The following is a 12,701-nucleotide window of genomic DNA, read 5'->3' on the forward strand; positions in this document are numbered from 1 at the left end:
GCGGTTTTAGTCGCGCAGCAGCTCGTTGATGCCTGTTTTTGAGCGGGTCTTTTCATCCACCCGCTTCACGATCACGGCGCAGTACAGGCTGATGTTATTCTTCGAAGGCATCGAACCGGCAACGACCACCGAATAGGGCGGCACTTCGCCATAGGTGACTTCACCAGTTTCACGGTCGACGATCTTGGTGGATTTGCCGATGAACACGCCCATGCCCAGAACCGAACCTTCGCGGACGATGCAACCTTCGACCACTTCCGAACGTGCACCGATAAAGCAGTTGTCCTCGATGATGGTCGGGCCAGCTTGCATCGGTTCCAGCACGCCGCCAATGCCGACACCACCGGACAGATGAACGTTTTTGCCGATCTGAGCGCAGGATCCGACCGTGGCCCATGTATCAACCATGGTGCCTTCGTCGACATAAGCGCCCAGGTTCACAAAAGACGGCATCAGAACAGCGCCAGGTGCGATATAAGCAGACTTGCGGACAACGCAGTTCGGAACGGCGCGGAACCCGGCTGCTTGCCATTGGCTTGCGTCCCAACCGGCGAACTTGCTGTCCACCTTGTCCCACCAGCCGCCAGCCTGCGGACCACCGGACTGAATTTCCATATCCTTAATGCGGAAGCCCAACAGAACCGCTTTCTTGGCCCACTGGTTCACATGCCAGTCGCCATTTTCAAGCTTTTCCGCAACGCGCAGCGACCCGCTGTCCAGCGCGTTCAGCGTATCCTCGATCGCTTCACGCTGTTCGCCGGTGGTGGCGGGCGTGATTGTGTCGCGCGCCTCCCAGGCGGCTTCGATGGCGGCTTCCAGTTGCGCGTTGGACATGGGGCGTCTCCCTACAGAATCTGTTCGTGTCGGTTTGGCCTATACGCAAGTGGAACCCATGGCGCAATGCGACGAACACGGGTCATTTTGCGTCTGAAAGGTCTGGAATCAGCTGGCGCGGCGGATATGGCGGGTCAGGATACCTTTTGCAGTGCTCAGGTCCTTGCGCTTGAGGGCCTGAACAAGTGCCGCGTGATCCTTGTCCACCTGTTGCACCCATTTTGACCGCCAATGCGCAAACAGATGACGGGCGCTTGCGATGTGCAGATCGTCGATGGCGTGTAAAAGCCGGGGCAAGCCGCACGGCGTCAAAATGGCGCGATGGAAGGCTCGGTTCAAGGCTTCCCATTGCGGCATCGTCTGCGCCTCATCACAGGCGATGCGTGCGTGATCGATCTTGTCCAACGCGACCGGAGACATGTTCTGCACCGATTGCTGCAACGCAAGGGTTTCCAGCGCCACGCGCATTTCGATCACCTCACGCACTTCTGCCGGGTCCAGCGCGGTGACACGCATCCCGCGGCGAGGCTCATGCCGGGCCAACCCATGCGCCTCAAGCCGCAACAGGGCTTCACGCACCGGGACATGGCTGGTGTCAAACTGGCGGGCAATGTGGTCCTGCCGCAGCTTTTCCCCGGCCTCAAGCTCTCCGGTGATGATTTGCTGGCTCAGGCTTTGATAGATCGTGTCGGAAATCGTAGCGGACATGGATTATAGATAAAATCCGCCCTACCCGTTCACAAGCCGATAATTCACCCTGCAAACGGGTCCGGTGCAATATTTGCGCCGCACAGCAGAACAGCAACACGCTCATCCGGTTCGGGCTGGTAGACACCCGACGTCAATGCTGCGAGGGCTGCTGCGCCTGCGGGCTCCACCAAAATGCGGTGGTTCCGCCAAAGCGCCTTTTGCGCATCCGCTATCGCGTCGTCCGACACCAGAACCGAGCTCATCCCCTGCGCCAGATCGAAACAGATCTGTCCGATCCGCCGCGCACCCAAAGCATTGGCTGCAATTCCCGAGACCGAGACATCCACCGGCTCACCCGCCTGTAAGGCAGCGTTCAAGGCGCAGGAGGTTTCAGGTTCAACCGCCACAACCTTGCGCGCGCCGTCAAACCACGCCAGCGCACCGGCAATAAGACCGCCGCCACCGACAGCAACCAGAACCGTATCGGCCTGCAACCCCTGAGCATCCCATTCGGCAAAACAAGTCCCTTGCCCTGCCACTGTGGCCGGTGCGTCATAGGCGTGAATTTGCATGGCACCGGTAGCGGCCTCATGTTCCTGCGCCGCGATCAGCGCGTTGGCATATTCGCCAGATACAACACTCAAGTCTGCGCCAGTTTGCCGGATCAAGGCGATTTTCGACGGGCCTGCCAGTTCCGGCACGAATATCTTGGCGGGATAGCCCAGCGTCTGCGCAGCATAAGCGGCCGCCGCACCATGGTTGCCCCCGGACGCGGCCACGACGCCTGCCTGTGGCACCTCCATGCTGAGCAGCGTGTTGAACGCCCCCCGCGCCTTGAAACTGCCGGTGTGCTGCATGTGCTCCAGCTTCAGCTCGATCGGATAGCCCGGAATGCGGCTTTCCATCACTGGGGTCACTTGTGCATATCCGGCGATACGGTCGCGGGCTTTTGAAATTTCACTGTTCCAATTCATTCTTGTCTTTCCGTGACTGGCGCTCTGATCGCGAACCCTATAGCTGTTTGTCAAACACGCAAGCAGGGATCGATCACCTATGAGAGAAGACCGCCACAACCCGTTCCGCGACGCGCAGACCGACCGCTCGACCGCGAGTGAGGTTCCGGACACGCCGCAGACGCGTTCACCTGCCTATCGCCTTGCCTTTGCCGATGACGAATTCCTGTGCCGGGACGAATTGCGCCCGGTGCGTCTGCAACTGGAATTGCTGAAGCCCGAGATGATCATGACCGAGCGCGAGATCACCTCGACCATTGTGATGTTCGGCGGCGCGCGCATTCCGGAACCGTCGCAGAAACACACAGCGCGAACAGAGACTTTGGCCGGGTTGTCACAATATTACGATGAGGCGCGTGAGTTCGCGCGGCTGATGACCGAAAAGTCAAACGAAACCGGATGCCGTGAGAACGTCATCGTCACCGGCGGTGGTCCCGGTGTGATGGAGGCCGGAAACCGTGGCGCGCAGGACGCAGGCGGATGCTCGATCGGCTTGAACATCGTATTGCCGCACGAACAAGCACCGAACCTCTATGTGACGCCGGACCTCAGTTTCAACTTCCATTACTTTGCTATTCGCAAGATGCATTTCCTGATGCGCGCCCGCGCCATCACCATCTTTCCCGGCGGTTTTGGCACGATGGATGAACTGTTCGAATCCCTGACCCTGATCCAAACCGGGCGGATGGACCGCGTGCCCTTCCTGCTTTTTGGCCGCGAATTCTGGGAAAAGGTCATCAATTGGGAAGCACTGGCCGATGCCGGCACCATCTCGGACGAAGACCTCGACCTGTTTCGCTTTGTCGACACTGCGCAAGAGGCGGTCGAGATCATCGAGAACTGGGAACCCGCCCCGCCCCGTGACGAAATTCCGGGGCGCTGAATCATGGCTTCTAAACCCGGAGAGATGCTGCACCTGCGCGGCAATGCGTTGAACGCCGGTGAGCCGGTAACCCTACCGCTGACCCAAAGCAGCATGTACCACCTGCCCGGCGTGACGGAAGGTTTGCGCACCTATGGCCGCGTCGACAACCCAACCTGGGAGCATCTGGAACATGTTCTGGCCCATCTGGAAGACGCGCCTTGCCTGACATTCCCTTCGGGGATGGCTGCGATCTCGGCAGCGTTGTTCGCGACCGTGAAGGCTGGGTCGCGGCTGTTGATCCCGTCGGACGGGTACTACGTGACACGCCTGCTGGCGGATCGTTTCCTTTCACGTCTGGGCGTAACCGTTGAAGAACGACCCACTACCGCCTTTACTAACGGCGGTTTTGACGGGTTCGATGTCGTCTTTGTAGAAAGCCCCTCGAACCCCGGTTTGGATATGATCGATCTGGCAGTGGTTGCCGAACAGGTGCGCGCCGCCGGGGGAATGACCGTTGCCGACAACACGACGATGACCCCGCTGGGTCAACGCCCACTGGAACTGGGCATTGATTTGGTTGTCTCGTCAGATACCAAGGCGATGGGCGGGCATTCCGACATGCTGATGGGCCATGTGGCCAGCCGCAACAACGATATCATGGAACGGGTCGAGGAATGGCGAAAAGTGTCCGGATCAATCCCCGGCCCACACGAGGCATGGCTGCTGCATCGCGGGCTGGAAACGCTGGATGTACGCTTCGACCGCATGTGTAGCTCGGCACAGGTATTAGCGGTACAATTGGCGGCACACCCCGCAGTGAAACAGGTCCGCTATCCAGGTCTGCCGGGCGATCCATCCCACAAGCTGGCGCAGGCACAGACGGCACGCTTCGGGTTTCTGCTGTCCCTGACACTGGAAAGTGAAGAGAAAGCCGAAGCCTTCATCAACGATTGCCCTCTTCTTCGCCCCGCCACTTCTTTCGGAGGGGTCCACAGTTCAGCCGAACGTCGCGCGCGCTGGGGCGACGATGTCGATCCCGCCTTCATCCGCCTGTCCGTCGGATGCGAACCTGTAGAAGAACTGTGGCAAGCCATCGAGGCCAGCCTGAACGCGCTGTGATTACTTCTTGGTTTCGCGCAGCTCTTTGAATACGTAGATCGGCAGCACAACGCTGGCGATCAGCGCCCCCAGCCAGACCAACAGCGTTGCTCCCAACAGGTTCGCAACCCCACCTACGGTCAGCCCAGCGGTTATCAGATCAGTCACCAACAGGCCCACAAAGGTCACTATCAAAGCAATCCCGCCTTTCAGCGCAGGCGCTTTCTTTTCACCCAGCTTCAGGATCAGGGGTTCGGCAATCAGCTGCACCACGGTGAAGACGATTACAACGACGATGAAAGAGATCGGCTTGATCGCAAATCCTGACAGTATCAGCGAGGCAAGCAACAACCCAATGGCATTCCCCGCCAGCAAGGCCAAAGCCGATTTTATTCTACGCGACATGTGACGATCTCCGTCAATCAACAATTAGAAGCATGCAGATGTTAACAGACCTGCAGGATTTTACGAGGCAATTCAATCGCCTCTTCCTTTTGACCCGTTGAAATCGCATGGTAGAAGACATTCATCAAGATCAGACCTGTCCCTGAGCCATGAGTGTGAGATGAGCGACGATCCCTATTCCGTTCTTGGCGTGGCCAAAGACGCCAGCGCCGCCGAGATCAAGAAAGCCTATCGGCGCATTGCCAAGGAATGCCATCCGGACCTAAAGCCCGGCGATTCCGAGGCTGAGGCCAAGTTCAAAGCCGCTGCAGCTGCATATGACTTGCTGAAAGACCCGGAAACCCGTGCCCGTTATGACAATGGCGAGATCGACGCATCGGGGCAGGAACGTCCGCAACAACAGTACTACCGTGAATATGCTGAAGCCGCTGGAAACCCCTATCGCGGACGTCAGGCAGACCCGGACGACATGTCCGACATCTTCGCCGAGTTCATGAGGGGCCGTGGTGGGTTTGGCGGCCAGCGCGGCCATGAGTTTCACGCGCCGGGGCACAACCTGAACTATTCGCTGCAGATCAGCTTTCTGGATGCCGTGTTCGGCGCCAGTCAGAAACTGACCCTGCCGGACGGCGACCGGATCCAAGTCAAAATCCCCGCAGGTATAACCGATGGCCAAACCATCCGCCTGCGGGGCAAAGGGGCACCGGGATATGGTGAAGGCCCTCCAGGCGATGCTCTGGTAACTGTTTCGGTGGCCAGTCATCCGGTGTTTGATCGTCAGGGCGACGACATTCACATCAAGCTGCCCATCACCATTGATGAGGCGATTCTGGGTGGCAAAGTACCGGCCCCTACGATTGATGGCGGCGTGAATGTCAGCGTCCCGGCAGGCACAAGCAGTGGTAAAACCCTGCGATTGCGGGGCAAGGGTGTCAAAAAACGCGGCTCGTCCGAGCGTGGGGATCAGTTGATCGAACTGACCGTCTCGATGCCCGACACAATCGATGACGATCTGAAACAGTTCATGGAGACCTGGCGCGAGACGCACAGCTACGACCCGCGGAAAGGAATGCCGTCATGACCTTGACCGAGAAGGAACTGATCGAAACCGTCGCCCGACTGACCTCGGACCGACTGACCGAGTATCTGGCGGCAGAGATTGTGATCCCCGAACAATCAGACCAAGGGCTGATCTATCACAGTATCGACGTCGCCCGTCTGGAACTGGCCTGCGAGTTGCACGAACAGTACGACATGGAGGCGGATGCGCTGTCGATGATGATCTCACTGATTGATCAGATGCACGGGCTGCGGGCCGAACTGCGCGAGGTTCTGAACGCGGTCGAGGCTCAACCCGAACCGGTGCGTCAGCAGCTGGTTGAAGTGATCGGCACAGCGCGGTTCCGTCGCAGATAACGGGGTTTTGGACTCGGCCTATTTGGCGTAGAAGGCCGCCTTGATCCTTTGCCAGGTGGCCAAATGACCCAGTCCCGATCCGAATTGCTGATGCCCGCGGGTAATCTGCGCAAGTTGAAACTCGCCATCCTTTACGGCGCAGACGCGGTGTATCTGGGCACACCCGATATGTCGTTGCGCACGAAATCCGAGTTCTCGCTGGAAGAGGTGATCGAAGGGGTTGAGTTCTGCCATAGCCATGGCCGACGCGCCTATCTGACGCTGAACCTGTTTTCGCATAACAAAGACATCCCGAAACTGGATGAATACATCGACACGGTGCGCAAGGTGCAGCCCGACGGGTTGATCATCGCCGATCCCGGTGTGTTCCAATATGTCCGTGAACGCGCACCCGAACTGCCGCTGCATATCTCGACCCAGGCCAATATCTGTTCCTGGCTGTCGGTGAAGTTCTGGCAGGATCAGGGTGCGGAACTGGTGGTTCTGGCGCGCGAAGTCTCGTACCCCGAACTTGTGGAAATCCGCGAGAAATGCCCTGACATCAAGCTTGAGGCTTTCGTGCATGGTGCCATGTGCATGACCTATTCCGGTCGTTGCCTGTTGTCCAACTTCATGGCCGAACGCGGTGCAAACCAGGGCAATTGCGCCAATTCCTGCCGCTGGAACTATGGCCTGAAACTGCGCCTGAAGGACGGCACACATCAGGAACTGCGCATCACCGACGAAAACTCGGACCTGTTTGAATTCCTGCTGGAAGAAGGCTGCCGCCCCGGTGACCTGATGCCCATCGAAGAGGATGACCGGGGGTCATACATCCTGAACTCGCGCGATCTGTGTATCATGCCGAAGCTGGATGAATACCTGAAGATCGGTGTCGACAGCCTCAAGGTCGAAGGGCGGGGCAAGTCGGAGTATTACGCCGCCATCGTTGCACGGGCGTATCGGATGGCCATCGATGACTACAACGCCGACCCCGAGAACTGGGACCCGAAGCCCTATATGCGCGAACTGGAAACCGTCGGAAACCGAGGCTACACGCTCGCCTTCCACGAGGGGCGCCTGACCAACTATGCGCATGACTACGAACACACCGCTTCGATCGCGCAATGGGAGTATGCGGGGATCGTCACCGAAGTGACCGAAGACGCCTTTCTGGTCGAGGTGAAGAACAAGCTGGAACCGGGCGACGTGTTGGATTTTGTCTCGCCCATCTCACGCGATACGGTTCTGCTGCGGGTCTACGATTTCGAGCGCGCGTCTGATGGCAAGCGGCTGGATGTCGTGCATGGCAGCACGAAAACTATTATCCGACTGCCTTTCACCCTGTTCGATCACGAAGACATTGACGATCTGCGCGCGCGCTTCCCGGTTTACTCGGTCCTGCGCAAGGAACGCGCCCTGACCGATGAACACTGGAGCCGCATTCGTTTTGACAAATTGGTGCAGGGGTTGGAAACCACGGGCCGCGACAACCCAACGGCTTATGCCCGTCGTCGTGACGAACTGGTTGAAAAGATCGGCGAAGATGGCAATGAACGCCGGTTCAAGACCAACCGTATCGGCACCGAAGGCTGCTGTGGCAAGGGGTGTAACGGATGTCTGATCTTCTGGCAGGATGAGAAATATGCGCTGGCTCGAGAAGTTCTGTCAAAACGCAAACAAGGCGAACAACTCAGCCGCCGCGAGGCAACGGAATTGAAGCTACCGGGCGAACTGGCCTGATCCGGTTCATTCGCTCTTGCGATATTCCTCCGGCACGTAAAACGTATAGTCGCGATCCGCCACCTGTTCGTGGCAGACATGGCAATAAGCGACTTCACCAGCGCGATCACCCAAGGTATCGCCAAAAACCGAGCCGTCCGGCAGGACCATGATATAACGCCAATCCGCTGTACCCGGGTTCGCCCCGTTTGCCAGTTTCTCCATTATGAACATAGCGCCGGGGTGAATGTGGCCTTCATCCGTCACCGTCATGCTGTCCTTGGCCAGAACCGAACCCATTGGCAGTTCCTCGCCCTCCTGCAAAGTCGCATAGTTATGAGCCATGCGGTTGGCATAACTGTTCACAAACCGCTGGCCATGAGTTGCCGAAATATATGGCGCATCGTTGAAAAGCGGCCAGCTTTGGTAGTTCAGGATTAGGTCCAGTTGCGCCGCTGCATAGCCTCGCGCCATTCGACGATTGAGCGACTTGTAATGCCTTACTGCCTCTTCCTTGCTCAGCTCAGCAGGGTTTTCGATCGCGATATGAGCGTTTTCACTGTCAGCAAAGGCCAGGCCAGAGCCTGTGGCCAATACAAGAAAAGCGACTCCGCTTCGGATAATTCTCAAAAAACTTTGGTTCATAATAGTGGCCCACCTGAAAATCAGTTCGCCTGTGCACCGCTTGACAGCGCATCCGTAAGTCTAGCGGCACCGCAATAACTTGCCAGCTTCGGCCCGGTCAGTTCACCGACTTGTGCATCGATTTGAAAAAGCACATGCCAGTGGCGGGCATGGGAAACATAGCAAATTATGCATGTGGTTTCAGCACCTGAAACATTAAGTTTACAGGCACACTTATGGCGTGCAGACCGCAGTTGAAATCACCTGTTACGTGATCTGATCAATCCGGGCCCGAGAAGGAAAAACCTTATTGGCTCAACCCTGTTTCGGCCTCGATCTGTTTGCGCGATTTGCGGGCGCGTTCGGTGGCCGATTTCAGTTGCCCACAGGCTGCCATGATATCCTCGCCACGCGTCTTGCGAATGGGCGATGCATAGCCCGCATGGTAGATAATATTCGCAAAAGCCCGGATACGGTTGTTCGAGCTGCGCTTATACGGCGCGCCGGGCCATTCGTTGAACGGGATCAGGTTGATCTTGGCCGGGATGTTGTGACGCTTGATGTGATCGATCAGGCGGTGTGCATCCTCATCGCTATCGTTCACCCCGTCCAGCATCACGTATTCAAAGGTGATCCGCTCGGAATTCGACGCATTGGGATAGCTGGCCAGCGCCTGCAGCAATTCTTCAATGTTCCAACGCTTGTTAATCGGCACCAGAACGTCGCGGGTTTCATCCGTGGTTGCGTGGAACGAGATCGCCAGCAAACAGCCGATTTCCTCGGCTGTGCGCGCGATCTCGGGCACCACACCAGAGGTCGACAGCGTGATACGGCGGCGTGACAGGGAAATCCCCTCTGGGTCCATCGCGATTTTCATCGCGTCGCGGACGTTTTCGAAATTGTAAAGCGGCTCGCCCATGCCCATCAGAACGATGTTCGACAGCAGGCGCGTTTCATCCTTGGGCGCGCCGGGGGTGGGCCATTCGTCAAGATCATCGCGGGCCATCATGACCTGACCGACGATCTCGGCCGCAGTCAGGTTGCGCACTAGTTTCTGCGTGCCCGTGTGGCAGAACGAACAAGTCAGCGTGCACCCGACCTGAGACGAGATACAGAGCGTGCCGCGATCTTCTTCGGGGATATAGACGACCTCAACCTCATGCCCGCCTGCGATACGGCACAGATACTTGCGGGTGCCATCCTCAGAAACCTGACGTGTTACGACTTCGGGAATTTCGATCACGAAATGCTCGGCCAGTTGCGCGCGGTAGGCTTTGGCCAGATTGGTCATCTCGGCAAAGTCACGCACACCCCATTGATAGATCCACTGCCAGATCTGACCGGTGCGCATCTTTGCCTGCTTTTCTGGCGTGCCATGTTCGATCAGAACGGCACGTAACTGGTCACGGGTCAGCCCGACAAGGTTAATCTTGCCCTCAGGCAGTTTGCGAGGGAGGGTCAGGACATCTTGAGTGATCGGCGCTTTGGGCGACATTTTGGGCTCTCTGAGGCGTATCTCGAAGGATTCTGGCTTGGGATGCGCCTCTATATAGGAACCTGCGCAAAGATCAAAAGGATTCGTGACAATTGGCGGACCTGCACAGAAAAGCCGCAGTAACGGTGTCACTGCGGCCTTCGGCTTGTTTCAATCCGTGCAGATCAAAGCCGGGTCAGACACCTGCCGGCGGAATGTAGCAATCTTCGGCATCCAGAGTCTTAACCGGGTCTTCTGGTCCGCATTGTTCACCAGTCACCGGATAGGTCTCACCTGTTTTGTCGCAAGCGCTCAGCAGCACAGCCGAGATTATCATCAGTGCGGCAAGAGATTTGTTCAGCATCAGCCCAACTCCTTCGTTACTTCTGAACTATATAGTTCAGAAACTAGGAGAGCTCACTTTGATACGGATCAAGTTCTGACGTGGACGTTGCGTAAAGCGTCTGCTGCAGATTTCTTTAAGACAAAAGCCCTGCCAAAAGACAGGGCCTTTCACCTGAAAACAACGGCTTATTTGGTGCAGCGTTGCTTCGCATCGTCAATTGCCGCAGTAAAGCCCAGCAACGAGAACGTGTCTTTCGTCTGCGTCCCGCGTTCCGAGCGAGCCGTCAGAACAGCCTCGTTCCCGCGCTTCATCGCTTCGATCACTTTGGGTTCCTGCCCTTGTGTCGAAGGCCAGGCCCATTCGCCATCGGTTATGAATTCGAATTCGGCGTCGTCGATCTTGACGTTGACGGTCGAACCCGCCGCAAAGGGATACCCACCGGTGAACGACACTGTTCCGTTCACGTCCTCACCGGGGCGGAACACCACGAACAGCAAAATGTCGCTGCGCCGCACGGACACTACGCGACCGCCGCGCGTATTGACGGTTTCATCCGGGGTTGCAACGCTCCAGCATTCTGTTGGGTCTTCTTCGACAAAGACGCTCCAATCCGTCTTCACGGCAACACGGTTGGTGCTGCTTGCCTGCTGAGCGATTGCAGTTGTCGTGACCGTCCCTGCCAAAGACAGGCCCGCAATCACACGAACGAGCATTGATCCCATTTGTCCAGCCTCCTAGCTCGACCCATACCTCAAACCCATCGGACATGGCTGCGAACCCTTCTGGTCCGTCTATTCCGTTGCGCATTCCGATGATTGCCGACATACACACACTAACGCAGATTTCGCCACAGGCGAAAGGGCGATTGGCAGAATTTTGCGCATAATTTCGGAGGTCCAGATGACGCAACCCGTACCAATGACAGAACTGTGGCGTGGGTCTTTGCTGGAAAGCCTGCATCTGGGTCACGCAGTCATTTGTGATGACACGGGTCAGATCGTGCGCAGCTGGGGCGATCCAAAGGCTGTGGTCTATCCACGGTCTTCGGCCAAGATGATCCAAGCGCTTCCTTTGGTGACATCGGGTGCTGCGGCGAAATACGGGTTGAACAGCGAACATCTTGCACTCGCATGCGCCTCACATAATGGTGCCGCGATCCACACAGATCGGGTAACAGCTTGGCTGGATCACCTGGGGCTGACCGAGCATGATCTGCGCTGCGGCCCACAGGAACCGGCGGACACCGCTGCGCGGGACCGGCTGATTCTGGCTGATGATACGCCTTGCCAGATCCACAACAATTGCTCGGGCAAACACTGCGGATTTCTGACACTGGCTCAGCACATGGGCGCAGGGCCGGAATATCTGGAAATTGACCACCCGGTGCAACAGGCGTGTCTGTCAGCCGTCGAAGAGACAACCGGTGAAACCAGCCCCGGCTACGGCATCGACGGGTGTTCTGCTCCGAATTTCGCGACCTCACTTGCGGGGTTGGCACGGTCGATGGCGTGGTTTGCCAGCGCGGCGGACCGCTCGGACCGGTCAAGCGATGCAGCGGCACAACTGGTTGCGGCCATGGTCAAGCACCCCGAGCTGGTGGCCGGTGAGACCCGCGCCTGCACCGAACTGATGCGCGCCATGAACGGCCGCGTCGCCATCAAGACCGGGGCCGAGGCCGTCTTTGTCGCCATAATCCCGGAAAAACGCATGGGCGTTGCGCTGAAGATCACCGACGGCACCACCCGCGCCAGCGAATGCGCGATTGCCGCCATTCTAGTCAGCCTTAGTGTGCTGGAGGCCGATCACCCGGACACCCGCAAATTCATGAACGCCACGCAATACAGCCGTCGCGGGCTGGAATGCGGTGTGATCAAACCTGCGCCGGGCTTCCCCGGCTAAGGTCCTCACATCTCGATCTCATGCACCTCGGCCACTTCGACCGAGCCTGAACCGTTGACGACCATCGGACAACCCTTAGCCATCGCGGTCGCTGCGTCGATGCTGTCGGCCTTGATCACCGTAAAGCCCGAGGCCGGGTTCGCACCGCCATTGTCGACGACCCCGCTGCTGCTGACGGTATAGGACTGGCCCACCGGGTTACCCGGGATCTCCAGCGCCTCACCCATGTCCTGAAACCAGGCACCCCAGGCGGCCATGGTCGCCTCAATCTCGGCGGGGTCGGTTGGGGTGTGACCCCCATGATAGACAAACAAAAATTGGGGCATGTCGCTCCTC

The 12,701-nt window shown here is 57.9% G+C and carries 15 protein-coding genes; 6 read left to right on the plus strand and 9 right to left on the minus strand.

Going from position 1 to position 12,701, the window contains the following annotated elements; translation table 11 throughout:
• Positions 1-6 precede the first annotated feature (6 nt).
• From dapD to ACXADZ_RS15915, 3 genes are all read right to left on the minus strand, one after another.
• Entirely contained in the window at positions 7-834 is an 828-nt protein-coding gene (gene dapD, locus ACXADZ_RS15905) for a 2,3,4,5-tetrahydropyridine-2,6-dicarboxylate N-succinyltransferase (RefSeq protein ID WP_171105853.1), read from the minus strand.
• A gap of 108 nt (positions 835-942) precedes the next feature.
• Positions 943-1,542 carry a GntR family transcriptional regulator gene (locus ACXADZ_RS15910; protein WP_171188556.1) on the minus strand — a complete coding sequence of 200 codons (600 nt, stop codon included), beginning with the start codon at positions 1,540-1,542 and terminating at the stop codon, positions 943-945.
• Between the two features lie 44 nt (positions 1,543-1,586).
• Entirely contained in the window at positions 1,587-2,498 is a 912-nt protein-coding gene (locus ACXADZ_RS15915) for a threonine/serine dehydratase (protein ID WP_475197802.1), read from the minus strand.
• 79 nt (positions 2,499-2,577) lie between these two features.
• Here ACXADZ_RS15915 and ACXADZ_RS15920 point away from each other — a divergent pair, with 79 nt between their 5' ends.
• Positions 2,578-3,420 (plus strand): LOG family protein, encoded by an 843-nt coding sequence (locus ACXADZ_RS15920; RefSeq protein WP_171095729.1) that lies wholly within the window; start codon positions 2,578-2,580, stop codon positions 3,418-3,420.
• A gap of 3 nt (positions 3,421-3,423) precedes the next feature.
• Positions 3,424-4,521, plus strand: a complete 1,098-nt coding sequence (locus ACXADZ_RS15925) for a cystathionine gamma-lyase (RefSeq protein WP_475197804.1) — start codon at positions 3,424-3,426, stop codon at positions 4,519-4,521.
• Here the strand turns inward: ACXADZ_RS15925 and ACXADZ_RS15930 are convergent, their stop codons facing one another.
• The gene (locus ACXADZ_RS15930; protein ID WP_171670300.1) at positions 4,522-4,905 is read right to left on the minus strand and encodes a hypothetical protein; all 384 of its coding nucleotides are present in this window, start codon (positions 4,903-4,905) and stop codon (positions 4,522-4,524) included. It abuts the gene before it with no gap.
• 160 nt (positions 4,906-5,065) lie between these two features.
• Between ACXADZ_RS15930 and ACXADZ_RS15935 the strand changes: the two genes are divergently transcribed.
• The 3 genes from ACXADZ_RS15935 (at position 5,066) to ACXADZ_RS15945 (ending at position 8,043) form a co-directional block, all read left to right on the plus strand.
• Positions 5,066-5,986: a DnaJ C-terminal domain-containing protein gene (locus ACXADZ_RS15935; RefSeq protein ID WP_475197806.1), complete on the plus strand. Its 921-nt coding sequence runs from the start codon at positions 5,066-5,068 to the stop codon at positions 5,984-5,986.
• The gene (locus ACXADZ_RS15940; protein WP_152459322.1) at positions 5,983-6,321 is read left to right on the plus strand and encodes a hypothetical protein; all 339 of its coding nucleotides are present in this window, start codon (positions 5,983-5,985) and stop codon (positions 6,319-6,321) included. The genes ACXADZ_RS15935 and ACXADZ_RS15940 overlap by 4 nt, the downstream gene beginning before the upstream one ends.
• Before the next feature lie 63 nt (positions 6,322-6,384).
• Positions 6,385-8,043, plus strand: coding sequence for a U32 family peptidase (locus ACXADZ_RS15945; RefSeq protein WP_475197808.1), 1,659 nt, complete (start codon positions 6,385-6,387; stop codon positions 8,041-8,043).
• Positions 8,044-8,049: 6 nt separating this feature from the next.
• Here the strand turns inward: ACXADZ_RS15945 and ACXADZ_RS15950 are convergent, their stop codons facing one another.
• The 4 genes from ACXADZ_RS15950 to ACXADZ_RS15965 all read right to left on the minus strand — a co-directional run bounded on the left by ACXADZ_RS15950 (position 8,050) and on the right by ACXADZ_RS15965 (position 11,188).
• Positions 8,050-8,667: a cytochrome P460 family protein gene (locus tag ACXADZ_RS15950; RefSeq protein ID WP_475197810.1), complete on the minus strand. Its 618-nt coding sequence runs from the start codon at positions 8,665-8,667 to the stop codon at positions 8,050-8,052.
• A 286-nt stretch (positions 8,668-8,953) separates the two neighbouring features.
• The gene (gene rlmN, locus ACXADZ_RS15955) at positions 8,954-10,141 is read right to left on the minus strand and encodes a dual-specificity RNA methyltransferase RlmN (protein WP_171095715.1); all 1,188 of its coding nucleotides are present in this window, start codon (positions 10,139-10,141) and stop codon (positions 8,954-8,956) included.
• A 175-nt stretch (positions 10,142-10,316) separates the two neighbouring features.
• Positions 10,317-10,484, minus strand: a complete 168-nt coding sequence (locus tag ACXADZ_RS15960) for a hypothetical protein (protein WP_475197813.1) — start codon at positions 10,482-10,484, stop codon at positions 10,317-10,319.
• Between the two features lie 167 nt (positions 10,485-10,651).
• Positions 10,652-11,188, minus strand: coding sequence for an invasion associated locus B family protein (locus tag ACXADZ_RS15965; protein ID WP_171095712.1), 537 nt, complete (start codon positions 11,186-11,188; stop codon positions 10,652-10,654).
• A 178-nt stretch (positions 11,189-11,366) separates the two neighbouring features.
• Between ACXADZ_RS15965 and ACXADZ_RS15970 the strand changes: the two genes are divergently transcribed.
• Positions 11,367-12,365, plus strand: coding sequence for an asparaginase (locus ACXADZ_RS15970; RefSeq protein ID WP_475197815.1), 999 nt, complete (start codon positions 11,367-11,369; stop codon positions 12,363-12,365).
• 5 nt (positions 12,366-12,370) lie between these two features.
• Here ACXADZ_RS15970 and ACXADZ_RS15975 read toward each other — a convergent pair whose 3' ends face one another.
• Positions 12,371-12,691, minus strand: coding sequence for a YciI family protein (locus ACXADZ_RS15975; RefSeq protein ID WP_171095708.1), 321 nt, complete (start codon positions 12,689-12,691; stop codon positions 12,371-12,373).
• Positions 12,692-12,701 lie beyond the last annotated feature (10 nt).

The organism is Ruegeria sp. ABM4_193 (assembly GCF_056158705.1).